Here is a 22,567-nt window from a genome sequence, read left to right as displayed (position 1 = left end):
GGTGCAGGGGGCACGAAAAACACAAGTACGCAGAAGACAGCCACGAGTAGGACAGGCACGCACAAGGCGGCGGACACGCTCCGGATGGTGGCCCGGGTGGTGGCCCTGTCCCTGCACCGGCCGCGACGCCCGGACCGGCGCTGGGATGAGTTCTGGCGCGGGGTGTCGCAGGGAGTGCTCACGGAACCGATCATCTGGGATACTTCGACCGCCGGCGACGACGAAGTGCGGCAGCATCTGCGGGCCCTGGCGGCCCTGATGGACACCAGCCTTCCGGTGGTCGATCTCGGCTGCGGGAACGGAGCCCTCTCGTGCCGGCTCGTCGAGGTCTTCCCCTCGGTGCTGGGCGTCGATGTCTCGCCTGCGGCCGTGGCCGCGGCGCAGTCCGCCCATGCACACGTCCTGGGCCTCAGCTTCCGGAGTCTGGATGCCACCCGGCCGGCCGCCGCGGCCGCGCTCGCGCACGAACTCGGCGACGTCAATGTCTTTGTCCGCGGCGTCTTCCACGTCCTTAGCCGGCGACGCAAGGCACGCCTTGCGGACTCCATCAAAGCGCTCCTCGGCACCCGGGGACGGATTTACCTGGTGGAGACAAATGTCCCGGGCGGGGCGCTGAGCTATCTTCGGGGCCTGGGCGCCACGGGCGAGCGGATCCCGGGACCGCTCCGCCAGGCAATTTCTGCCCTGCCAAAACCGGGCCATTTCGGCCCCAGGCAACGCTCCCGGGTGTTCCCCGAACGGCACTGGACCCTCATTGCGGAAGGTCCCGGCGTCCTGGCAACGGTGCCGATGGAGACCGGCGGACCGCCCGGCAGCATTCCGGCGTACTGGGCGGTCCTGGCCCCGCGGCCCCAAACCTCAGGGAATTAGACCTCCGCGAATCAAACCTCCGGGAAGGTATCCACCCGCTGGTAGTCGCGGGGCACAACCACCATCGGCACCGGGAGTGCCCGCAGCACCTTGTTGGCGGTACTGCCGATGAAGAGTTTGTATTTCTCCGCCAGACGGGAGGATCCCACGATCATGACCTCGCCGTCGTCCCATTCCAGGTCGTCGATCGCTTCCTCGATCGTGCGCCCGTGGGCGACTTCCACACTGACGTGGTGGCCCTCCGGCAGGCGGTGCGCGGCGGCGGCGAGCACGGTATTGGCATGGATGTGGGCGGCGTTGACGTTTTCCCCGCCCTCCTCGTCGACGTCCAGTTCCACAAGGGAGACCAGCCGGAGCGGTACGCCGCGGCGCTCGGCGGATTCTATAGCGACGTCGATCGCCGCTTCTGCCCCGGGGCGCTGGCCCACGGCGAGGGTCAGGCGCGTGATGGGTTCGGTCCGGCGGTAACCGCGCGGCGCCAGTGCCACCGGAACCGGGGCGGCGTGCAGGAGCGCGTTGGCCACGCTGCCTATGGTGTGCCGTTTGAAGAGGCCGTTGCTGGCGGCGCCGACCACGATCAGGCCGGCCCTGTACTCGAGGGCCGCGTCGATAAGGCCCGCCGCGAACGAGTCCGCCTGCCGGACGTGAAAGTGCGCCTCCAGCCCTTCCGGGACCAGAGCCATACCCTCGCGTTCCGCCGAGTGCATCTGCTGCTCCGCGGTGCTGGCGCGGCTTCCTTCCGGTTTCACGGCCGCATAGGGCGTGTGCCGGTCCACCACATAGACAAGGTCAAGATGCGCTCCCTGGGCCCGGGCCATGGCCGCAGCCAGGGCAACGGCGTCCGCGCCGCGTTCAGTGGGCGTATAACCGACTACGTATCGCATGTATGAACCCCTTATGGGTCTGTGGCAGACGCCAGCTGCGCCCCGGGGGTTCCGGGCGTCGTCGGCCGGGCTGCGTTCCTGCAGTGGTAGGAACGACTCTAGTCCAGAGACCTAAGAAACGGTGGTGACTTATGGCCCTGAGCTGCACAATCTTCTGTGTCTACGCTGGGATGGTCGAGGGGAGACCATCATGAATGTCATCAGCAACCGCCGGAACGGGTCGTGGACTGCCGGGCTGGGAGCTTTGACGCTCCTACTCGTCCTCACCGCCTGCACCCCGCCCGCGCCGCAGCCATCGGCCAGCAGCCAGCCGCCGTCGCCCTCGCCGACCGCGACAGCGAGCCCGTCGCCGTCGGCGACCGGTGATGCTGATGAAACGGCACCCCCGCAACCCGGCGACAAGGTGATCTCGTCCACGATCACCCACGACTGGTCGGTGCCAAAGTCCGGCACCCCGTTCCACACGGACCACGAGAACCCCGTGCCCATCGCGCCTCCGCCGGCGGCCCCGCTGCCCACGCTGTACGCCATCGGCGCAGGTCAGCACCCCTCCGATGCCCCGCCCTATGACCAGCTGAGCTTCCGGTTCAACGGCGGCTTCCCCAGCTACGACGTCGAGGTGGTCCCCGAGCTCGTCGCCGACGGCAGCGGCCAGCCGATCGAGATGCCGGGAACGGGAACCATCCTTGAGGTGACGTTCCATGGCGCCCAGGCGCACACCGCGGACGGCAAGGCCAACACGGTGACGAGCGCCCCGGCGCCGTCGATCGGCTACGAGGCTCTGACGAGCTACGCGCCGGCCGGGGACTTCGAGGGCGTGCTGACATACGGGATCGGCGTAGGCCGGCCCATGTCCACGGTCCCGGAGACGAAGGTGCGCGTTTACGAGGTGGAGAAGATTGAGCAGGGCCAGCATCTGTATGTCGTGGCGATCCAGCTGGACGCGACCGCCTGGAAGTAGCGAACGGGAAGTCAGGGCTTAAAGGGCGGAAGAGCCGCGGATGATGTGTCCGCGGCTCTTCCGTTTTTCCGGCTAGACCGGTCTCCGGGAAGGGATTGCCTTCCCGGCAGCTTGTTGGCTAGTGACTCAGGCGTTGGCCTTGATGGCAGCGGCCAGGACCTCGAGGCCGTCCAGCAGCAGTTCGTCGCTGATCACCAGCGGAGGCAGCAGCCGGATGACGTTGCCGTAGGTGCCGCAGGTGAGGATGATGACACCCTCCTTGAGGCAGGCCGCGGCGACGGCCTTGGTCAGCTCCGGGTTCGGTTCTTTGGAACCGGCCTGGACGAGCTCGATCGCCAGCATTGCGCCGCGGCCGCGGACATCGCCGATGACGGGCTGCTCACTCGCCAGTTCACGCAGTTTGCCGAGCGCGATCTCCTCGATGTGCTTGGCGCGGGCGTTGAGGTTGTACTGCTCCATCGAGCCGATGGATGCCAGAGCGGCGGCGCACGCGACCGGGTTGCCGCCGTAGGTGCCGCCGAGGCCGCCGGGGTGGACGGCGTCGAGGAGGTCGGCGCGGCCGGTGATGGCGGAGAGCGGCATGCCGCCGGCGATGCCCTTGGCCATGGTCAGGATGTCCGGGACAACACCTTCGTGGTTCACGGCGAACCATTCGCCGGTGCGGCAGAAGCCGGACTGGACCTCGTCGGCGATGAAGACGATGCCCTTGTCCTTGGCCCACGCGGCCAGCGCCGGCAGGAAACCCTCGGCCGGGACAATGAAGCCGCCCTCGCCCTGGATGGGTTCGATGATGATGGCGGCAACCTGGTCGCCGCCGATCTGCTTCTCGATCATGGTGATGGCGCGCTTGGCGGCCTCGGCCCCGGTGATCTCCGGGTTCTCCTCGCGGAACGGGTAGCTCATCGGCATGCGGTAGACCTCGGGCGCAAACGGGCCGAAGTTGGTCTTGTACGGCATGGCCTTGGCAGTCAGCGCCATGGTCAGGTTGGTGCGGCCGTGGTAGGCGTGGTCAAAGGCGACGACGGCGTCCCGGCCGGTTGCCAGGCGGGCCACCTTGATGGCGTTCTCGACAGCTTCGGCACCGGAATTGAAGAGCACGGTGCGCTTCTCGTGGTCGCCCGGGGTGAGGCGGTTCAGCTGCTCGGCAACGGCCACATAGCCTTCGTAGGGCGTGACCATGAAACACGTGTGGGTGAAGTGCTCCACGGCTTCCTTCACGGCGCCGACGACGGCGGGGTCCGAGGCGCCGACGCTCGTCACGGCAATGCCGGAGCCGAGGTCGATGAAGGAGTTGCCGTCGACATCGTGGATGATGCCGCCGTCGGCGTCGGCCACGAACACCGGAACGCTCGACGCGACGCCGGCGGCGACGACCGCCTTGCGGCGCTCGGTCAGGGCAACGGACTTGGGGCCCGGGAAGTCGGCCTGGACGCGGCGCTTCTGCTCAAGCCGGTAGGTGATGTCATGTGCGGTGGTGGTCATGGGAAAGCCTTTCTAAGCGTGCGGTGAGGCGCGCGAGTTATGCGTCAGGTTGAGTTATGCCACTGCGATAGGCGGTTGCGTTATGCGGCTGCGTTATGCGGCTGCGTTATGCGTCGAGCGCACTCATGACGTGCTTGATGCGGGTGTAGTCCTCGACGCCGTACATGGACAGGTCCTTGCCGTAGCCGGACTGCTTGAAGCCGCCGTGCGGCATTTCGGCGGTGAGGAGGATGTGGGTGTTGATCCAGACGGCGCCGAAATCAAGGTCGCGGCTCAGGCGCATGGCCGTGCCGTGGTTCGAAGTCCAGACGCTGGAGGCCAGGGCGTAGTCGACGTCGTTCGCCAGTTCCACGGCCTCGTCCTCGGTACTGAACTTCTGCACCGTGATGACGGGACCAAAGGCTTCCTTCTGCACGATGTCGTCGCTCTGCTTGGCGCCGGTGACGATGGTGGGCTCGAAGAAGAAGCCCTTGTCCCCCGCCTGATGACCGCCGGTCTCGATCTTGCAGTTTTCCGGGAGGGACTCCACCAGGGCTTTGACCGTGTTGAAGTGGTTGACGTTGTTCAGCGGGCCGAAGTAGTTGTCTTCGTCGTTCTGCGAGCCGGTGCGCAGGGTCTTGGTGTGTTCCACCAGGGCTGCCACGAGGTCGTCGTAGGCGGAGTCCTGGACCAGGACGCGGGCGATGGCGGTGCAGTCCTGTCCGGCGTTGAAGAAGGCGAACTCGGCGATGGCCGCGGCGCTCTTCTTGATGTCGGCGTCGGCGAAGACCACCGCAGGGGCCTTCCCGCCGAGTTCCAGGTGGGCGCGCTTGAGTCCCTTGGCGGCGCCCGAGGCGACGGCGATGCCGGCGCGGACGGAGCCGGTGATGGAGACCAGGCCGGGGACCTTGTGCTCCACCATCAGGGCGCCGGTCTCGCCGGTGCCCAGGACCACGTTCAGCACGCCGGCCGGGAAGATCTCACCGGCAAGCCGGGCCAGGACCACGGTGGATTCCGGGGTGGTGTCCGAGGGCTTGAGAACCACGGTGTTGCCGGCGGCCAGGGCGGGGCCGATCTTCCAGATCGCCATGAGGAACGGGTAGTTCCACGGGGCAACCTGGGCCACGACGCCGATCGGTTCCCGCCGTACGTAGGAGGTGTGGCCTTCGAAGTACTCGCCAGCGGACTTGCCTTCCATGATGCGGGCCGCACCGGCGAAGAAGCGCAGCTGGTCGGCGCCGGCGGCGACTTCCTCCGAGGCGATCAGGGAGCGGACCTGGCCGGTGTTGCGGTGCTGGGCCTCAACGATTTCGTCGCTGTTGGCCTCGACGGCATCCGCGAGCTTGAGCAGCATGAGCTGGCGCTGCCCGGGCGTGGTGTGCTTCCACGTCTTGAAGGCGTTCTTGGCAGCCGTCATGGCGGCGTCGACGTCGGCCTGCACCGAGATCGGCGACTGTGCCACGACGTCTCCGTTGGTGGGGTTCACGATGGGCATCATCCCTGTGCCGGCGGGGGTGACAAACTCGCCGTTGATGAAGTTCTGCAAGGTTTGAACCACGGTGTACAACCTCTTTCTTACTGCCAATGACGGATGTGGGGCTGGTCACGAGCCTATGCCAGCAGGGCAAGCCAGGGAATAGGCACCTGCACACCATCCCCGCAATGCTTTAGTGCGCTTGACCAGCACCCGGCTATCCTGAATCCATGGCCATTTCACTCGCCGCACTACTGGGTGTGCCGTCCCTCAAACTCACCAAGGCCGGCCTCGCCGAAACCACCTGGCACCAGGACATTCTCTGGGTGGCCGTCACCGAACAGGAGGACCCGCAGCGGTTCCTCAACGGCGGCGAACTGATCCTGACCACTGGCATGCGGCTCAAGAGCGCCGCGGAGCAGCGCCGATTCGTGCGCCAGGTCCAGCGTGCCGGGGCGGTCGGGATCGGCTTCGGTGTAGGCCTGACGCACGACGCCGTGCCGCCTGCCCTGATCGCCGAGGCCAACCGCTGGGGACTGCCGGTGGTGGAAGTACCGTACGAGACCCCCTTCATTGCCATCGGCAAGATCGTGGCCGACGCCCAGTCGGCGGACCATCTGGTCAAGCTCGAGCGGCTCATTGCCGGGCATCAGATCCTGGCCCGGGCCTTGCTGACCGGCGGCGGTCTCGCCGAACTCCTGAAACATCTGGGGTCGATGCTGCGCACCGAGATCGTCCTGACCCAGTTCACGGCGCAGCTGTACAACAGCGTGCCCGGCCACCCGGCCCCCACGGCCGAGGGCTGGACGTCGTACCCTATCCCGACGGGCCGCCGCGATGCCTGCACACTGTGGGTCAAGCAGCCGTTCGAGGACTCGGGCATTGTGGGCTATGCCCAGAACCTGATCAGCGTCGAACTCAATAACATGGTCAAGCAGCGCCAGGCCCAGCGGGCGCTGGCCGGCCAGGTCCTCGAAGACGTCATCCACGGGACGCTGGAAACGTCCGAAGCCACCCGGCGCCTCGCCGGCGTCGGCATCAACAGCACCCGCAAGAACGTGGTCCTGCTCGCCGAATCGGCGGCCCACAACAAACAGCTCGGGAGTTCATCCCTACCCCAGCCGCTCGAAGCGGCGGTCAGCGCGGTCGTCGGGAAGGACCTCGTGGTGGTCATGCCGGACGACGGCAGCGGCGCCAGCGCGCTGGCCCGCCGCCTCAGCGACCACCTCGCGGAGGCCGGGATCCATGCCACCATCGGCATTGGCGGTGCCTACACCAAGCCGAACGGCCTGCGGTGGAGCTATTTTGAAGCCCGCGATGCGGCCACCCACGGACTGCCGGTCAACGAGCCCGAGCGGCTGAGCCTGACCTCGCTGCTGCTGGCCAGTGAGGACGTTCCGCTTGCGGACATGGCCAACGAGTCACTGAACCCCCTGCGGGCCTTTGACGCAGCGCACGGCGCCGAGCTCATGACCACCCTGGAAAGCTACCTCAACAACAACGGCTCGGTGGCGGCCGTCGCCGAGGAACTCACCCTGCACCGCAATACGGTCCGCTACCGGCTGGCGCAGATCACCGAGCTCACCGGCTACGACCCCGCCCAGACGCCGGACCGGGTGCAGCTCTGGCTCGCCCTGGCGGTCCAGCGGCTCAGCGCCCGGCACCCGCGCTGACCCTCTCCCCCTCCGCCCCCAGCCGGTCCCCCAAGCAACGCGGGTCACTTCGCGCCCATCCGAGGTCGTTTGATTCTGCCGTCCTGACACGGGCGCGAAGGACCCCCCGCTGCTTTCCAGGGGTTGTCTCTTTCGGAGATATTCGCCACTAAAGGGTGAGACTCAAACATCAAACGTCTAACCTTTACTTATGGCTAGCAGCACGGCGGTTTCCGCTCTCCCCCAGACAGCTCCACCCGGCACCCGGCGCCCGCGTGGCGTGATCGTGGCCGGCGTCGTGGCGCTCGTACTGATCGGCCTGAACCTCCGCGCCGGCATCACCGGCTCCGCCGCACTGTTCCACGACCTGCAGGCCGTCCTGGGGTACGGCCCACTGATCGCGGCCCTGCTCCCCTCGATCCCCACCCTGTGTTTCGCGGTGGCCGGGGCGGCCACCTCCTGGCTCACCCGGCAGTTGGGACTGGAAAAGGCCATCCTGCTTTCCCTTGTGATGCTGGCCGCCGGACTGCTCCTCCGGGGCATCCCGTCCACCGGAATGCTGCTCGCCGGGACCGTGGCAGGAATGTCCGGGCTGGCGGTCTGCAATGTGGCGATGCCCGCCTTCATCAGGGTGCACTTCGCGGACCGCACGTCGCTCATGACCGCCCTGTACACCTTGACCATGACCACCGGCGCCACCGTCACCGCCGTGCTGATCGTCCCGGTGGCGCAGGCCCTTGGCTCGCCGTCCGCGGGCGTCGGGTCCATCGGCATCCTGGCCCTGTGCGCCTGCCTCGGCTTCCTCCCGATCGCGGTGCACGCCCACCGCAACGCGTCCCCGGTCAAGGCCGCCCGCGTTTCCCCGTGGCCCCTGCTGCGGACCCGCACCGGCGCGCTGATCACCCTCGGCTTCACGGTGCAGGCGCTCCTGGCCTATGCCGTCCTCAGCTGGTTCCCGTACATGCTGGCCACGACCGGGCTCTCCGCGTCCGACAGCGGACTGATGTTCGGGCTCATGCAGCTCGTCTCCGTCCCTGCCGGCATGGTGCTGGTGGCCATCGGCTCGCGCCCCCGGATGCTGCGCACCTCGTTCTACCTGGCCACCGTGACAATGGCCTTCGGCGTCCTGGCCATGCTGGTCCTCCCCGCTTCCTGGGCTCCGCTGACCGCGGTGCTGCTGGGCTTCGGGCTCGGGATCTTCCCGCTGGTCATGGTGATGATCAGCCGCAGCGGCCGCACCACGGCCGAGACCACCGCGCTGTCCACCGTGGCCCAGTCCGCCGGGTACCTGCTGGCGACCCTCGGACCGTTCGGCATGGGCCTGCTGCACAGTGCCACCAACTCCTGGACTCTGCCGTTGGCGCTCCTGCTGGCAGTGGCCCTGGGCCAGATCGCCGTCGGCCACCTGCTGACGGGCCGGCCCACAGAACAACGGACGACGAAACTCCCGCCAGCTGCACCGCACACCGCTCCGCACCCGTTGGAAGGAATCCGGCGATGACACTCACTTCTTCGCACCGGCCTCCATTGGCGGAGGAAATCACTGCCAAGCTGCGGGCGCTGATCCACTCGGGCGAGTGGCCGCTGCAGCAGCGCATCCCGGCCGAACCGGAACTGATGGCCGCGTTCGGCGTGTCCCGCGGCACCCTGCGTGAGGCCATCAAGGCCCTCGCCCACAGCGGCATGCTTGAAGTCCGCCGCGGGGACGGCACTTACGTTCGCGCCACCAGTGAGATTGCGGGGGCCACGCAGCGGATGTATGCGGACCACTCCCAGGGGCACATCCTGGAGGTCCGCGTCGGGCTGGACACCCAGGCCGCCCGGCTTGCCGCACGCCACGCCACGGCCGACGACGTCGCCGCCTTGCGCGCATTGCTCGACAAACGCCGCGCCGCCTGGCTGGTGGAAGACTACCCGGCGTGGGCCCGCGCCGACTGGGACTTCCATGTGCGGGTGGCCCAGGCCTCCGCCAACCCGCTCCTGCACGAGCTGTATGTCAGTTTCGGTGTCGTCTTCCACAATGATCTGCTCCGGCAGCAGCGGCGGGTCGGTTTCAACGGACTGCCGCATGAGGGCCACGACGAACTGGTGGACGCTATTGCCGCACGTGACGAGGCGGCCGCCGTCGAGAGCGTCACCCGGAACCTGAACTCCTGCGCGGAGTGGCTACAGGAGTAGTTCCCTAGGGTTTTCCGAAGGTGCCGGGACAATGCTCTGTCTCAGCCTGTACCCCCGCGCCCAGCAGCGGGGGCCCGGCAGGCCGAAGGCCTCCGGGCAGGAACTTCCGTTCCGCCCGGGGGCCTTTGTGCTGCTCCGAGAGCATCGCTGCCCACGCCGGGCCGTCCCCTAATCCCGTGTTCAGGTGCAGCTCAATAGGGTCTTAGTGCCGTAGACCCTGCCTTGGCCAGGGTCAACACTGAAAGTTGCAGGACGCTGCGCGAGCGTTCACGCGATTGGTGCACGTGCCCTTCCGCACACTGCCCGGACGACTGTGCCGGACTCACCGGATCTCGCAGTGCGGCACCTTGATTCGCCCCAGCAAGGACTCGGCGAGGAGGTCGATGGTGGGCAAGAAGAAGAAAAAGAAGAGCGCCGGCGAAAAGGCGGGGCAGGACGAGCAGTCCACAACAAAAATGCGCCGCAAGGAATATGAGGCGGAGATGGCCGTCCTGCAAGGCGAGTTGGTGGCCCTGCAGGAGTGGGTGAAGTCCACCGGGGCCAAGATCTGCATCGTGTTTGAGGGCCGCGATACGGCCGGCAAGGGCGGCACCATCAAACGCATCGTCGAGCGGGTAAGCCCCCGGGTGTTCCGGGTGGTGGCGCTCCCCACCCCGACAGATCGCGAAAAGTCCCAGATGTACCTGCAGCGGTATATGTCGCACTTTCCCGCGGCCGGCGAGGTGGTCATCTTCGACCGCAGCTGGTACAACCGGGCGGGCGTGGAGCGCGTGATGGGCTTTTGCACCCCGGAGCAGACCGAGAGGTTCCTGAACATGACCCCGCTGGTGGAAAAGGCGATGGTCGACTCCGGAATGATCCTGCTCAAGTACTGGCTCGAGGTCAGTGCGGACGAACAGACCCGGCGGCTTGAGAGCCGCAAGGACGATCCCCGCAAGACATGGAAGCTGTCCCCCATGGATATGTTGTCCTACAGCCGCTGGTACGACTACTCGCGGGCCAGAGACGCCATGTTCGAGGCAACAGACACCGCCTGGGCGCCGTGGTACGTCGTGAATAACGAGATCAAGAAGCGCGGCCGGCTCAACATCATCAGCCACCTGCTCAGCCAGGTGCCCTATGAGCCGTTCCCTGGGCTCGACGTCGAGCTCCCGAAGCGTCAGAAGGCCGGCGACTACCGGGAGCCGACCCTGGCGGTGCGGCGCATCCCGACCCCGTTCTGAGCAGCGCCCCGGCGATGAGGAGAAAGTCATGAACGACAATTCCGGAGCCGCAGCCGGGTTGGCCCCCGCCGAGGCGGAGGCGACGTGGTACGCGCTTGCACCCGCGGACGTTGCAACCGAGCTGCGGGTGGACCCGGCCCGCGGCCTGACCACAGCCGAGGCGCAGGAGAGGCTGGAGGAATACGGACCGAACGCCCTGGCCGCCGCGAAGCCGGAGCCGGTGTGGAAACGGTTCTTCAAGCACTACCGGGACTACATGCAAATAGTACTGGTGGTCGCCGCGCTGGTCAGCCTGCTGATCGCGGAATACGGAACGGCAATCGGGCTCGCCCTGCTGACGTTGTTCAACGCCTGGCTGGGATATCACCAGGAAGGCAAAGCCGAAGAAGCGGCCGCCTCCCTCGGCCAGATGATGAAGGCGATGGCCAAGGTGCGCCGCGACGGTGATGTTGTGGAGCTTCCCGCCGAGGAGATCGTGCCCGGGGACATTGTGGTGGTCGATGCCGGGGACCGCGTCCCCGCCGACGGCCGGGTCATCCTGGCGGCGACCTTGCAGATCGAGGAAGGCGCCCTGACCGGCGAGAGCGTCGCAGTCGAGAAAGACACCGGGGCCATCAACCGCCACGACGTCGGCATCGGTGACCGCCTCAACATGGCTTTCATGAACACGAACGTGACCCGGGGCCACGGCGAGATCCTCGTTACCACCACGGGTATGGGCTCAGAGGTCGGCCACATCGCCAACATGCTGTCCGGGCAGAAAGTGGAAAAGACCCCCCTCACCAAGCAGGTGGACCGGCTCACCATCTTCATCATCATCGCGGCCCTCTTCGCCTTCGTCGCAATCGTCATCATGGGCCTGGCCGCGGGTGAATCCTTTGCGGTGCTCTTCGGGATCGGCGTGGCGCTTGCCGTCGGCTCGATCCCGGATGCGCTGCCCGCAGTCGTCACCACGATCCTGTCTGTCGGTTCGGTCAACATGGCCAAGAAGAACGCCATCATGAAGGTCCTGCCCGCGGTTGAGACGCTGGGCTCGACGTCGGCGATCAACTCGGACAAGACGGGCACACTGACCCTGAACCAGATGACGGTGCGCGAGATCACCACCGTGCAGCACCACTACACCGTGAGTGGCGAGGGCTACAGCTTCGACGGCCAGGTTCAGCGGACCACCGGCGACGCCGAGCGGAACCTGGACTACGTGATGTTCTCCTGCGCCCTGTGCAACGACTCCGACATCAACGACGGCGAAGTGGTCGGGGATCCCACCGAGGCGGCGCTGTACGTGCTCGCGCAAAAGGGCGGCGTGGACGTCAGGGAGTTCCGCAGGAACAACCCGCGCGTCGCGTCGGTCCCCTTCGACTCCGACTACAAGTTCATGGCCACCTTCCACCTGATGCCGGGCACGGACGGCAGGGCCGTGATCCGGGCCTACGTGAAGGGGGCACCCGATGTCCTGCTCAACAGGTCAACGTTCGCCCGGATGCCCGGCGGCCGGTCCGAGTCCCTCACCGAGGAGATGCGCGGAAAGGTGCTCGCCGAGAACGAGCGCATCGCCAGCCAGGGCCGGCGGGTGCTCGCCCTGGCGCAGCGGGAGTTCGATCCGGCGACGTTCGACCCTTTGGGCGACCTCATGGCGCTCATGCAGGATCTGGAGATTACGGCGCTTATCGGAGAGGTGGACCCGCCGCGCGCCGAGGCGGTGGCCGCCATCGCCAAGGCCAAGCACGCCGGCATCCGGGTCCGGATGATCACCGGCGACCACGCCATAACGGCGGCGGCGATCGCCGATGAACTCGGCATCAGGGGCCGTGCGGTGACCGGTGCGGAGTTCGCCGCGATGAGTGATGCGGAGGCCGACAACCAAGTGGACGGGATCGGCGTGATCGCCCGGGTGGCCCCCGAACACAAGGTCCGGCTGGTCGAGGTCCTCAAGCGCAAGGGCCACGTCGTTGCCATGACCGGCGACGGCGTCAACGATGCCCCGGCGATCGCGGCGGCCGACATCGGGATCGCGATGGGCATCACGGGCACTGACGTCGCCAAAGGCGCGGCCAAGATGATCCTGGCCGACGACAACTTTGCCACCATCGTGGCGGCGGTCGAAGAGGGCCGGCTGGTGTACGACAACCTGCAGAAGTTCATCCGGATCCAGGTCGCCAACCTGTTTATGTTCATTCTGGCGTTCATCGGATCCTCCGCCTTCGCGATTGCCGGGACAGCGCTGCTCAGCCCGGCCCAGGTGCTGTGGATCCACATGGCCATCGTCGCCCCGATTGGCGCGGTGATGGGACTGGACCTCGCGACGCCGGGCATCATGAACCGCAAACCGCGGCCCTTCAATCAGCCGATCATCGTCCGGTCGATGATGGTGCGGTTGTTCGTCGTCGGGCTGTTCATGGCGGCCGCGACGCTGATCCTCGTGCAGATCGGCAAGATCTCCTACGGCTCGCTCGAGATCGGCCAGAGCATGGCCATTGTGGGTCTCGGGTTGATGAATATCGCCGTCGCGCTCAACCTGCGCTACCCCACGGAGAGTGCCTTCGGGCCTTCCACCATATCCAACCCGAAACTGCTTTGGGCCTTCGCGTGGGCCTTCATCGGATCGATGCTGATTACCCAGATGCGGGTGCTGCAAGACCTGTTCGGCACCGTCCCGCTCACCGGCCAGCAGTGGGTGGCCTGCTTGGTTCCGGCCGCAGTGCTGCTGCTGCTCGGCGAACTCTTCAAGCTGGTCCTGCGGGTCAGGCATGCAGGGGCGCACGCCAAGGGCGCGGCCCCGGCCGTTCCTGCGTAGACGGCCCGGCGACTGCTGAGGGCGACTGATAAGGCAACCGCTGAGGGCCGGAACTTGACGTTCCGGCCCTCAGCGCGTGCGGTGGTCTTGGACGTGGCGCTAGCGGGCGAGGCCCTTGAACACGTTCTTCGGGCGCTGCATTTCGCCATGCTTGGCGCCGAGGACAATCACCCAGCCGGCGAACACCGGGATGGCCCACTGCAGGATCCTCAACTGCTGCTGCGCGGAACGGAGTTCCTCCGAGGCTTCCGGCTTCGGCTCGGTGGCGCCCTTGGCGCCCTCGGCGGCCAGCTTCTCCACCTTGGCGCCCTGCAGGCCGGCGTACAGCGTCACGGCGGCGCCGGCGAAGGTGACGATGGACTTGTAGACCGTCAGCCGCGTGACGCCGTCCTGCTTGGCCATCCGGCCCTTGTTCTCCCACATGATGGCGAGGCCGGAAAGGAGGTGCGCGCCAAATGCGGCCGCCTGGAACGGGGCCCACTTCTTCCAGCCGAGGCTCGACAGCCGGGTACGTTCTGCGGGGTCCTTGGCTTCCGCCGTGGCACCATTTAGCCCAATGGCGCCCATCAGCGAACCGCCGAACCAGGCGCCTGCCGTGAGGTCGTGAATGGATCGGGCAACAAGATTACCTGCCATGGTGAGCTTCCTATCGTCTGTAAGTCGAACCCGGAATCGCGGCGGCCAACCGATGGCCACATCTCGGCTATGGTAAGCATACTTAGCAAAAACTTGATAGTCCTCCACCTCACCGGCGGGCCTGATGTCCGCTTCCGTCCTTGTTGCCGGGCGAACGTTGGGGATATCGTGTGAGCTATCCCCGGAACCGTTCGTCCTGCTCGTCCGGGGGGTCGGGTTCTCCGAGGTAAGCCATGAGTTATGTCCCAGTCAGCAGACGCACCATCAGAAGGCACCGCGAATCCGAGCGGTCCACGCGGCGCCTCGTCGTCGTCCTGTGCGCAGCGGCGGCCGTCGCGTGGTTACTGTCCGTCACGTTGTCCACGGCAGTCCATGTGGACACCTTTGCCCACAACGTCGCCGTCGTACTTCACGTGCTGTCCCTCGTGGTGGCCTTTGGCGCCATCATCCTGGTGGACTGGCACGGCTTCCTGTGGCTCATCGGCCGACGCGAACTGGGCGAGATCATCCGGCTCGACGGGGCGGCCACGCCGCTGATCTGGGGCGGCCTCGCCGGCATGCTGGCCACCGGCGTGTTCCTGAACCCGCACTTGACCAACCCGATGACAGACGTCAAGCTCGCAGCCGTCCTTGTGCTCAGCTTGAACGGGATCATGCTAATCCCGCTCATGCGGCGGCTGGCGCGGCTGCCTTCCGATGCCTCGTTCGCGGACCTGACCGTCGGGCAGCGGATCCACATGATGTTGTGCCTGGTCATCTCTCAGGTCTGCTGGTGGACGGCGATCATCATCGGGTTCATCAACGGGATGTTCTGACAGCTATCAGGCATCCCGGCCCGACAAGGCGACCACGTCGCCTTCCTGGTACAACAGTGCCCGAAGCTCGGATTCGGCGGATTCCAGCCGCTTGGGGTCGATGGTCTCCCCGGAGGCAAAATGGTCCAGCAGCCGGGGGTCCACGTAGCTCTTGCGGGCGATCGACGGCGTGTTGCCCAGGACCGCGGAGGCATCGACCATGGCCCGGCTCACCGCACGTTTGCGGGCGGAAGCCTGCGCCTGCGGACCGCTCCGCGCGAGGCTGACGGCCGCCGCGACTGTTCCCCGCAGGGTGCGGAAGTCCTTGGCCGTGAAATCCTCCCCCGTGCGCTCCTTGACGTACTCGTTGATGTCCGGGCTGGACACCGGGTGCCAGCGCCTGCCGACCTTGTAGGCGAGCAGCCGGGCGTTGCCGCCGCGCCGCTTGAGCTGGCGCACGACGGCGGCGAGGTCGGCGTCGTCGATCCGCGATTCCCACGTCTTGCCGCTCTTGGCGGGGAAACTGAGCCTCAGCTCGTCCTTGTGCACGCGGACGTGGGCGCACAGCAGGGTGGCCAGGCCGTGGCTGCCGTTCTCGTTGGTGTACCGCTCCGAGCCCACCCGGAGCGAACCGCTGTCCAGCATCCGGAACGCGGCCGCCAGCACGCGCTCCCGGGTGAGCCCGTCCGAGCGCAGGTCCATCGTGACCCGGCGGCGTGCTGTCGGGAGGGTTTCGGCGAGCTGGAGGGCGCGGTCGAATTTGAGCCGGTCCTTTTTCTCCCGCCAACTTGGATGGTAGATGTACTGCCGGCGTCCGACGGCGTCGAGTCCGGTTGCCTGGATGTGCCCGTTGTCGTACGGGGCGATCCAGACGTCGGTCCAGGCCGGCGGAATGCCGATACGTTCCAGCCGGTCCCGCACCGGGCCGGCCGGAAGCGTGGACCCGTCCAGGTCCTTGTAGCTGAAGCCGGTCCCGGCGGGGACCCGGCGGTATCCGCGGCCGGACGCGTTGCTGTGACGGAGCCTCATGACGGTAAGCCTACTGACCATTGCCCCGGAACTCCCACACATCAAACAACGCGGGGTCCCTTAGCGCCGATGATCCCCTGTGGGATAGGCGCGAAGTGACCCCGCGTTGCTGTGTTGGAGTGCGCCTAGAGCTGGGCTGCCACTCCGCCGCGGGAAATCTCCACCATCTCCTGGCGCGGGACCACCTTAATGCGTTCACGGGCGACCTCAACGCCGTGCGATGCGCCGGCCGCCGTCGCCGCGTCGCCCAGGCCACGCTCGTGGGCGTCGAGCGCCAGCCAGCCTTCCCAGCTGGTGTACTCCACGCCGCGGCGCTCCAGGAGTTCGACGACCGCCTCCGGGGCGGGTGCTGCGGCCAGCGGCAGGTTTTCGCGGTCTTCGAGCAGGTAGGTCACGGTTTCCAGCGCGTCGCCCTTGGTGTGGCCGATCAGGCCCACCGGTCCGCGCTTGATCCAGCCGGTCGCGTAGACCCCCGGCACGTGGGTGCCGGCTGCGTCCAGGACGCGGCCGCCGTCGTTCGGCACGACGCCCTTGCTGTGGTCGAACTCGACCTCGGGCAGCGCGGAGCCGAAGTAGCCGATGGCGCGGTACACGGCCTGGACCGGGTAGTCCACAAACTCGCCGGTGCCGCGGGCGTTGCCCGTGCCGTCCAGTTCCGTGCGCTCAAACTTGATTCCGGCGACGCGGCCGGGTGCCTCGGCGTCGTCGTAGACCTCCACCGGGCTGTGCAGGAAGTGCAGGTGCAGGCGGCGGGACGCCTTGAGCTCCGAGAGGTCCTCGGGCTGTTCGGCGATCCAGTTGGTGAGCGTGCCCACCATGGTCTTGGTCTGGTTGTTGCTCTGGATCTGCCGGTCGGACTCGGCGTCGAACTCAAAGTCCTCGGCGTAGAGGATGATGTCGACGTCCTTGGAGTGCGACAGTTCACGCAGCTCCAGCGGGGTGAACTTCACCTGGGCCGGTCCGCGGCGGCCGAAGACGTGCACGTCGGTGACGGGCGAGGACTTCAGCCCGGCGTAGACGTTGTCCGGGATTTCGGAGACCAGGAGGTCGTCGGCGTGCTTGGAGAGCATGCGCGCCACGTCCAGGGCCACGTTGCCGTTGCCGATCACGGCAATTTCTTTGGCCTCCAGCGGCCATTCGCGGGACACGTCCGGGTGGCCGTCGTACCAGGAGACGAAGTCGGCGCCGCCGTACGAGCCCTCGAGCTCGATGCCGGGGATGTTCAGGTCCGCGTCCTTGATGGCGCCGGTGGCGAAGATGACGGCGTCATAGTGGGTGCGGAGGTCATCGATGGACAGGTCCGTGCCGTAGTCCACGTTGCCGAAGAACCGGATGTCGCCGCGGTCCAGGACCTTGTGCAGGGCGTTGACGATTCCCTTGATGCGGGGATGGTCGGGGGCCACGCCGTAGCGGATCAGGCCGTAGGGTGCCGGGTAGCGGTCGAAGAGGTCGATGCTGACGGTGAGTTCGCCGCTCTTGACGGCCTCGCTCTTGGTCAGGATGTCCGCGGCGTAGACGCCGGCGGGGCCGGAGCCGACGACGGCGACGCGCAGCGGGCGGGCGGCGGTTCCTACGGTGGTGCTAGTTGACACGGCTGTGTTCCTTTTTCTTCTGCATCCGTTGCTCCACAAACGCCCTTTTGAGGCTTGATAACGGCGGTTATGGAGCAATCGACGGGGTTTAGGGGGTCAGTACTCGGGTCTTGACGGTGCGGGCGGTGCGTGGGGTGTTCGGGGTGGTGGTGCTGTAGTCCGCGGTCTTGAAGTGCGACGGCGCGAACGGGCTGACACGGACGACGTCGCCGATCACGATCACGGCGGGGTTCGCGACGCCGGCTGCCTCGGCCTGGTCCGCGATGGTCCCGAGCGTCCCGATGGTCACCCGCTGGTCGGGCAGGTAGCCATTCTCTACGATGCCAACCGGCGTGCCTGCTGGCAAACCGGCACGGGCAAGGGAATCCGCGGAATCGCGGAGCTGGCCCACGCCCATGAGCAGGATCACGGTGTGGTCGGCGCGGGCCGGGACCTCGGAGAGCTCCTCGTGGCCGGTGACCACGCTGAAACCCTTGGCCAGCCCGCGGTGCGTGACGGGGATGCCGGCGGCGGCCGGGACGGATATGGCGGAGGTGACGCCCGGGACCACTTCAACGTCCACGCCGTGCTGCCGGCAGAATTCGGCTTCCTCGCCGCCGCGGCCCAGGACGTACGGGTCGCCGCCTTTGAGCCGGACCACGCGGTGGCCCTGCCGGGCCTCGTCAACCAGGATCCGGTTGATCTCGGCCTGCGGGACCGGGTGGTGGCCGGGAGTCTTGCCGACCTCGATCACGCGGACGTCGGGGGCGAGTTCGGCCAGGAGCTCGCGCGGGCCGAGGCGGTCCGCGACCACGACATCGGCCTGGCCCAGGAGCCGGCGGCCGCGGACGGTGATGAGTCCGGTGTCGCCGGGTCCGCCGCCCACGAGGGCCACGGCGCCGCCTGTTGAATCGGCCCGCGCCCGCTGGCGGCGCAGCGGGAGGTCTCCGGTTTCCAGGGCGGTGGCGACGGCGTCGCGCAGGGCCATGGCGCGGCGCGGGTCTCCCCCGGCGTTGACGGCGATCTTGACGTCGTCCACGACGGCGACGGCGGGCGTCCAGGCTGCGGAGGACTCATGGTCGGAGGCATTGACGCACCAGATGCGCTGCGCCTCGGCGTCGGCCGAGACCTGTGCGTCCACGGCGGCGTCACCGGTGGCGGTCTGGACGAACCAGACGCCATCGACGTCGGACGGGCGGTACGCCCGGGGCTCCCAGCTCAGAAGCCCGGCGCCGGCAAGGTCCTGGAGCGGCGCCGAGGCAACGGGGGCCACCACCGTGACGCGGGCTCCGGCGTCGAGCAGTCCCTTGGCACGCCGCGCGGCTACGGGTCCGCCGCCGACCACCAGCACGGGACGGCCGAGGAGGCGCAGCGCCGTGGGGTAAATGTCCTGAATTGCCATGCATCGACGATAGGGCTGCGTCACATGGCGGAACAACGGTACGGAAACACCAGTTCACGCAAGGTAACGCCGCGTCACATAGTGGCACTCGCCGACGAGGGACGGAGGAGCCCGGTGGGGCCCTATTTCACGGCGATGAGTTCGATCAGCTTGATGTCCGGGTCCTTGGCGAGCATGGCCGGACCGTGTTCGCCGAGGGCGGCGGGAATGGCTCCGTTGAGGTGGGCCTGGCGGTCCTCCTCGGAATCGAAGGTGTCGAAGATGCCGAAGGTGTTCTCGTTGACCCGGAAGGCGTACCAGGTCCGGGTTCCGGGTTCGTTGAGCACAATCTCGCGGCCCCCGTTGAGGAAGTCCCAGACATCCTGTTCCTTCCCCGGTTTGGCTTCGACCAGGGCCAGCACGCCAAATTTTGCTGCCACAGCGACCTCCTAGGATTCAGACTTGGAATCAGTCTTGGAATGGGCCGGAACCCGGCCTCTAGCCGTGAGTGTAGGCCTGTGTCCGTGCCCCGGCAAGGAGTCATGGCAAAAGCAACGCGGGGTCACTGACGGCCCATAATTCCGAGGAATATGGGCCGTCAGTGACCCCGCGTTGCTGTGCAAGGGGTGACGTCGAGGCGGGAGTGCTGCTGGGTGCTGTGCCTAGCGGGTGCTGCCGGCGAGGAGGCCCCGTCGGCGGAGCAGCCGTTTTTCGATCGGCGCGAAGACAAGCAGCTCGATCAGGATACCGACGGCGAGGATCAGCAGGATGGCGGACATCACGATGGTCATGTCGGACAGGACGCGGCCCTGGTCCAGCATGGAGCCCAACCCGAAGCCGATGGTGCCGCCGACGGCTATGATTTCGGCCGCCATGAGCGATCGCCAGGAGAACGCCCAGCCCTGTTTGAGGCCGCTGAGGTATCCGGGCAGGGCGGCCGGCAGGATGATCTGCAGGGCAAGTTGGAGCCGCGACGCACCCAGGACCTTTCCGACGCTGCGGTACTGCGGCGGAATCTGGTCCACGCCGGAGATCAGGCCGTTGATGATCGAGGGGATGGCGCCCATGAACACCACGAAATACACGGTGGCGTCGGTGAGGCCGAACCAGAGGATGGCCGCGGGCACCCAGGCCACGGACGGCAGCACCTGTAGCCCGGAGATCAGCGGCCCGAACGCGCGCCGCAACGGTGCCACCTGCGCCAGCAGGAGCCCCACCGGCGTCGCGATGACCACGCTGATCAGGAAGCCCACGACGCCGCGCTGCAGCGACGTCCAGACGGCCTCCTGCAGCTTGCCCTCACTCCACAGGGTTCCAATCTGGCTGATGACGTCCATCGGGCCGGGCACGATGTCCCGACGCTTGAAGCCCAGCGACACATACAGCTGCCAGAGGATGACCAGCACCGCGAGGGCAGCGACCGGCAGCAGTATCCTGGTCCAGTCGATGCGGGCCTTCCGGATGGAGTCGGACTGGAGGGAATCCAGGCCCGCTTCGAGCTCGCGCAGGTCTTCCTTGCCGCTGGAGGAGCGGGTCAGGGCCGCGTGCACTTTGCGGGTCTCGGCCGGGGCTTCCGCTACGGCTTCGACTACGGGGAGTTGGTTACTTGGCATGGCGGCGGATCTCCTCGCGTAGCCGGGCGGTGATGACGCCGGTGAGCTGACCGGCCAGACCGGCGTCGGTTCGGTGTTCTTCGGTGACGTGCCATTCCTCCACCACGCGGCCGGGCCGGGAGGAGAGCAGCAGCACGCGCTGGCCCAGCCGGACGGCCTCGCGGACGTTGTGCGTGACGAAGACGATGGTGCGGCCGGTTTCCTTCCAGATGCGTTCCAGCTCGTCATGGAGCAGGTCGCGCGTAATCGCGTCCAGCGCCGCGAACGGCTCGTCCATGAGCAGCAGCTGCCGGTCCTGGGCCAGGGAACGGGCCAGGGCCACGCGCTGGCGCATCCCGCCGGAGAGTTCGTGGGGACGCTTGTCCCCCGCGCCGCCCAAGTGCACGAGGTCCAGCAGCTCCCCGGCGCGGACCCGGCGGTCGGCCTTCCCGACGCCGCGCAGTTTCAGGGCCAGCTCGATGTTTTCCCGGGCCGTCAGCCAGGGAAAAAGCGCCGCGTCCTGGAACATGAAGGCGGCGCCGTCGCTGGGCACTTCCAGGGCGCCCGACGTCGGGGCCTCCAGTCCCGCCATGATGTTGAGCAGGGTGGACTTTCCGCAGCCGGAGGCACCGAGCAGGGCGACGAACTCGCCCTGCGCGATGGTGGCGTTGACGTCGTCCAGCACCGGGGCGCCGTCGCCGAAGCGCTTGCCCAGGTTTTCCAGTACGACTGGCATGGTCAGGTCCTTACTGTTGTGGCGGATTGCTGGAGGCCAAGGAGCTAGTCCTTGCCGAGTCCTTGGGCGGAGATCTTCTTGGCGGCCACGGCGTTCAGCGCCGTGAGGTCGAAGATGCCGCTGATGTCGGCCTGCTTGGTGGTGCCGGCATCGACACCGTCCTGGAGCAGCTTCTTGTACGTCCCGGCCAGCGGGTCGATCGTGAAGACAATGTTCTTCAGGGACCGGTCGATCACGTCCGCCGGCAGCGCCGACCCGGCCGCGGCCTTGAGCGCGGCATTGAGGACCGCCGCCTTCTCGGCCGCCGGGGCCGCGTTGAGCCAGTCCACGGATTCCACATGGCCCTTCAGCAGCGCCTGCACCGTGGCCGGGTGCTCCGCGGCGAACTTCTTGTTCACGATCAGCACCGTGGTGACGAACTCGCCCTTGTCCCACAGATCCTTCTCATCGACCAGGACCTTCGCACCGGCCTGCAGCACCAGGCGCGAGGCCCAGGGCTCCGGCAGCCACGCACCGTCAAGCTTGCCGTCCTGGAACAGCTTCAGGGTCTGGGCGTTCTCGGTCGGGTTGATCGCGACGTCCCCGCCGCCGTCCATGGAGGTCTTGAACCCCCGCTTGCCCAGCCACGCCCGCAGCGCCACGTCCTGGGTCCCGCCCAGCTGCGGGGACGCCAGCGTCTTGCCCCTCAGATCCGCCGCGGAGTTGATCCCGGGCCTGACCACCAGCTGCGCCCCGCCCGACGCGGCACCGGCGATGATGCTGACCGACGCACCGCCGCTCTTGACATAAGAGTTGATCGCCGGGTTCGGGCCGATGTAGGTCGCGTCGATCGCGCCCGCGTTCAGGGCCTCGATCGCGGCCGGGCCGGCGTTGAAGACCTGCGTGGTCAGCTTCGTCTGGCCCAGCTCCTTGGCGATGAACCCCTTGTTCACCCCGACCAGGGCCGGAGCGTGGGTGATGTTGCCGAAGTAGCCCAGCCGCAGCTCCGTCGCCGGGGTCGTGCCCGCCACGGCCGCCGAGGCCGTTTCCGGGCCGCGCGACAGCGTGGAGGCCACCGCCGCACCGGCGCCGATCAGAAGCACAAGACCCGCGGCCAGCGCGATTTCAAGAGTCCGCTTGCGTTTGGGTTTGCCGGTCTCGCCGGCAACGATCCGGGTGGTGCCGGGCTGCGTGCCGGGCTGCGTCCCGGGCGCGGGGTTTTCGGGGGTGCGTGACATGGGGTGAAGTCCTGTTCTGGGGTGCGTGCGGAATTGCCGGGCGTGGTGGTCAGCGCCGGCGACATCGCCCCTGGAGGTTCCTGCGGGGGGAGCCGTGGATCCGTTCCGTTG

Annotated in this window: 19 protein-coding genes; 8 read left to right on the top strand and 11 right to left on the bottom strand. The window is 67.3% G+C overall.

Annotated features, from left to right (window positions below; translation table 11 throughout):
- Positions 1 to 84 precede the first annotated feature (84 nt).
- Positions 85 to 870: a methyltransferase domain-containing protein gene (locus tag BLR03_RS07415; RefSeq protein ID WP_175460441.1), complete on the top strand. Its 786-nt coding sequence runs from the start codon at positions 85 to 87 to the stop codon at positions 868 to 870.
- A gap of 11 nt (positions 871 to 881) precedes the next feature.
- Here the strand turns inward: BLR03_RS07415 and BLR03_RS07410 are convergent, their stop codons facing one another.
- Positions 882 to 1,754 (bottom strand): universal stress protein, encoded by an 873-nt coding sequence (locus tag BLR03_RS07410; protein WP_091251298.1) that lies wholly within the window; start codon positions 1,752 to 1,754, stop codon positions 882 to 884.
- Positions 1,755 to 1,944: 190 nt separating this feature from the next.
- On the opposite strand from BLR03_RS07410, the gene BLR03_RS07405 reads away from it, so the two are divergent.
- Positions 1,945 to 2,715, top strand: coding sequence for an AMIN-like domain-containing (lipo)protein (locus BLR03_RS07405; RefSeq protein ID WP_139184479.1), 771 nt, complete (start codon positions 1,945 to 1,947; stop codon positions 2,713 to 2,715).
- A 126-nt stretch (positions 2,716 to 2,841) separates the two neighbouring features.
- Here BLR03_RS07405 and gabT read toward each other — a convergent pair whose 3' ends face one another.
- The gene (gene gabT / locus BLR03_RS07400; RefSeq protein ID WP_091251295.1) at positions 2,842 to 4,197 is read right to left on the bottom strand and encodes a 4-aminobutyrate--2-oxoglutarate transaminase; all 1,356 of its coding nucleotides are present in this window, start codon (positions 4,195 to 4,197) and stop codon (positions 2,842 to 2,844) included.
- A 106-nt stretch (positions 4,198 to 4,303) separates the two neighbouring features.
- Positions 4,304 to 5,734: a gamma-aminobutyraldehyde dehydrogenase gene (locus tag BLR03_RS07395; RefSeq protein WP_091251334.1), complete on the bottom strand. Its 1,431-nt coding sequence runs from the start codon at positions 5,732 to 5,734 to the stop codon at positions 4,304 to 4,306.
- Positions 5,735 to 5,880: 146 nt separating this feature from the next.
- Between BLR03_RS07395 and BLR03_RS07390 the strand changes: the two genes are divergently transcribed.
- From BLR03_RS07390 to BLR03_RS07370, 5 genes are all read left to right on the top strand, one after another.
- The gene (locus tag BLR03_RS07390) at positions 5,881 to 7,323 is read left to right on the top strand and encodes a PucR family transcriptional regulator (protein WP_091251293.1); all 1,443 of its coding nucleotides are present in this window, start codon (positions 5,881 to 5,883) and stop codon (positions 7,321 to 7,323) included.
- Positions 7,324 to 7,513: 190 nt separating this feature from the next.
- Positions 7,514 to 8,803: an MFS transporter gene (locus tag BLR03_RS07385; protein ID WP_254788250.1), complete on the top strand. Its 1,290-nt coding sequence runs from the start codon at positions 7,514 to 7,516 to the stop codon at positions 8,801 to 8,803.
- A complete protein-coding gene (locus tag BLR03_RS07380) occupies positions 8,800 to 9,480 on the top strand; it encodes a FadR/GntR family transcriptional regulator (protein ID WP_091251291.1) in 681 nt (226 codons plus the stop codon). Before BLR03_RS07385 ends, BLR03_RS07380 begins: the two co-directional genes overlap by 4 nt.
- A 383-nt stretch (positions 9,481 to 9,863) precedes the next feature.
- Positions 9,864 to 10,703 carry a polyphosphate kinase 2 gene (ppk2, locus tag BLR03_RS07375; RefSeq protein ID WP_091251290.1) on the top strand — a complete coding sequence of 280 codons (840 nt, stop codon included), beginning with the start codon at positions 9,864 to 9,866 and terminating at the stop codon, positions 10,701 to 10,703.
- Positions 10,704 to 10,731: 28 nt separating this feature from the next.
- Positions 10,732 to 13,500, top strand: coding sequence for a cation-translocating P-type ATPase (locus BLR03_RS07370; RefSeq protein ID WP_254788249.1), 2,769 nt, complete (start codon positions 10,732 to 10,734; stop codon positions 13,498 to 13,500).
- Positions 13,501 to 13,599: 99 nt separating this feature from the next.
- On the opposite strand, the gene BLR03_RS07365 is transcribed toward BLR03_RS07370, so the two are convergent.
- The gene (locus BLR03_RS07365; protein WP_091251288.1) at positions 13,600 to 14,136 is read right to left on the bottom strand and encodes a hypothetical protein; all 537 of its coding nucleotides are present in this window, start codon (positions 14,134 to 14,136) and stop codon (positions 13,600 to 13,602) included.
- 233 nt (positions 14,137 to 14,369) lie between these two features.
- Here BLR03_RS07365 and BLR03_RS07360 point away from each other — a divergent pair, with 233 nt between their 5' ends.
- Entirely contained in the window at positions 14,370 to 14,951 is a 582-nt protein-coding gene (locus BLR03_RS07360) for a hypothetical protein (protein ID WP_091251286.1), read from the top strand.
- Between the two features lie 6 nt (positions 14,952 to 14,957).
- On the opposite strand, the gene BLR03_RS07355 is transcribed toward BLR03_RS07360, so the two are convergent.
- The 7 genes from BLR03_RS07355 to BLR03_RS07325 all read right to left on the bottom strand — a co-directional run bounded on the left by BLR03_RS07355 (position 14,958) and on the right by BLR03_RS07325 (position 22,456).
- Entirely contained in the window at positions 14,958 to 15,959 is a 1,002-nt protein-coding gene (locus BLR03_RS07355) for a DNA topoisomerase IB (protein WP_091251285.1), read from the bottom strand.
- A gap of 125 nt (positions 15,960 to 16,084) precedes the next feature.
- Positions 16,085 to 17,551 carry an FAD-dependent oxidoreductase gene (locus BLR03_RS07350; RefSeq protein WP_091251283.1) on the bottom strand — a complete coding sequence of 489 codons (1,467 nt, stop codon included), beginning with the start codon at positions 17,549 to 17,551 and terminating at the stop codon, positions 16,085 to 16,087.
- 88 nt (positions 17,552 to 17,639) lie between these two features.
- Entirely contained in the window at positions 17,640 to 18,932 is a 1,293-nt protein-coding gene (cobA, locus tag BLR03_RS07345; protein ID WP_091251281.1) for a uroporphyrinogen-III C-methyltransferase, read from the bottom strand.
- Between the two features lie 122 nt (positions 18,933 to 19,054).
- On the bottom strand, positions 19,055 to 19,351 hold the full coding sequence (locus BLR03_RS07340) for a putative quinol monooxygenase (protein WP_091251280.1): 297 nt from the start codon (positions 19,349 to 19,351) through the stop codon (positions 19,055 to 19,057).
- Positions 19,352 to 19,573: 222 nt separating this feature from the next.
- Positions 19,574 to 20,524 (bottom strand): ABC transporter permease, encoded by a 951-nt coding sequence (locus BLR03_RS07335; RefSeq protein WP_091251278.1) that lies wholly within the window; start codon positions 20,522 to 20,524, stop codon positions 19,574 to 19,576.
- Positions 20,514 to 21,239 (bottom strand): ABC transporter ATP-binding protein, encoded by a 726-nt coding sequence (locus BLR03_RS07330; protein ID WP_091251276.1) that lies wholly within the window; start codon positions 21,237 to 21,239, stop codon positions 20,514 to 20,516. Before BLR03_RS07330 ends, BLR03_RS07335 begins: the two co-directional genes overlap by 11 nt.
- A 44-nt stretch (positions 21,240 to 21,283) precedes the next feature.
- Entirely contained in the window at positions 21,284 to 22,456 is a 1,173-nt protein-coding gene (locus BLR03_RS07325; protein ID WP_091251274.1) for an ABC transporter substrate-binding protein, read from the bottom strand.
- Positions 22,457 to 22,567 lie beyond the last annotated feature (111 nt).

This window comes from Arthrobacter sp. ok909, from assembly GCF_900104405.1.
Taxonomy (GTDB): domain Bacteria; phylum Actinomycetota; class Actinomycetes; order Actinomycetales; family Micrococcaceae; genus Arthrobacter; species Arthrobacter humicola.
The sequence above is the reverse complement of the archived record's forward strand: the minus strand, read 5'-3'. Positions and strand labels throughout refer to the sequence as shown.

Excerpts from the sequence above, each read along its gene's own strand:
- BLR03_RS07415 (WP_175460441.1), top strand. The coding sequence starts at position 85 with ATGGTGGCCCGGGTGGTGGCCCTGTCCCTGCACCGGCCGCGACGCCCG.
- BLR03_RS07410 (WP_091251298.1), bottom strand. The coding sequence starts at position 1,754 with ATGCGATACGTAGTCGGTTATACGCCCACTGAACGCGGCGCGGACGCC.
- BLR03_RS07405 (WP_139184479.1), top strand. The coding sequence starts at position 1,945 with ATGAATGTCATCAGCAACCGCCGGAACGGGTCGTGGACTGCCGGGCTG.
- gabT (WP_091251295.1), bottom strand. The coding sequence starts at position 4,197 with ATGACCACCACCGCACATGACATCACCTACCGGCTTGAGCAGAAGCGC.
- BLR03_RS07390 (WP_091251293.1), top strand. The coding sequence starts at position 5,881 with ATGGCCATTTCACTCGCCGCACTACTGGGTGTGCCGTCCCTCAAACTC.
- BLR03_RS07385 (WP_254788250.1), top strand. The coding sequence starts at position 7,514 with ATGGCTAGCAGCACGGCGGTTTCCGCTCTCCCCCAGACAGCTCCACCC.
- BLR03_RS07380 (WP_091251291.1), top strand. The coding sequence starts at position 8,800 with ATGACACTCACTTCTTCGCACCGGCCTCCATTGGCGGAGGAAATCACT.
- ppk2 (WP_091251290.1), top strand. The coding sequence starts at position 9,864 with ATGGTGGGCAAGAAGAAGAAAAAGAAGAGCGCCGGCGAAAAGGCGGGG.
- BLR03_RS07370 (WP_254788249.1), top strand. The coding sequence starts at position 10,732 with ATGAACGACAATTCCGGAGCCGCAGCCGGGTTGGCCCCCGCCGAGGCG.
- BLR03_RS07365 (WP_091251288.1), bottom strand. The coding sequence starts at position 14,136 with ATGGCAGGTAATCTTGTTGCCCGATCCATTCACGACCTCACGGCAGGC.
- BLR03_RS07360 (WP_091251286.1), top strand. The coding sequence starts at position 14,370 with ATGAGTTATGTCCCAGTCAGCAGACGCACCATCAGAAGGCACCGCGAA.
- BLR03_RS07355 (WP_091251285.1), bottom strand. The coding sequence starts at position 15,959 with ATGAGGCTCCGTCACAGCAACGCGTCCGGCCGCGGATACCGCCGGGTC.
- cobA (WP_091251281.1), bottom strand. The coding sequence starts at position 18,932 with ATGGCAATTCAGGACATTTACCCCACGGCGCTGCGCCTCCTCGGCCGT.
- BLR03_RS07335 (WP_091251278.1), bottom strand. The coding sequence starts at position 20,524 with ATGCCAAGTAACCAACTCCCCGTAGTCGAAGCCGTAGCGGAAGCCCCG.
- BLR03_RS07330 (WP_091251276.1), bottom strand. The coding sequence starts at position 21,239 with ATGCCAGTCGTACTGGAAAACCTGGGCAAGCGCTTCGGCGACGGCGCC.
- BLR03_RS07325 (WP_091251274.1), bottom strand. The coding sequence starts at position 22,456 with ATGTCACGCACCCCCGAAAACCCCGCGCCCGGGACGCAGCCCGGCACG.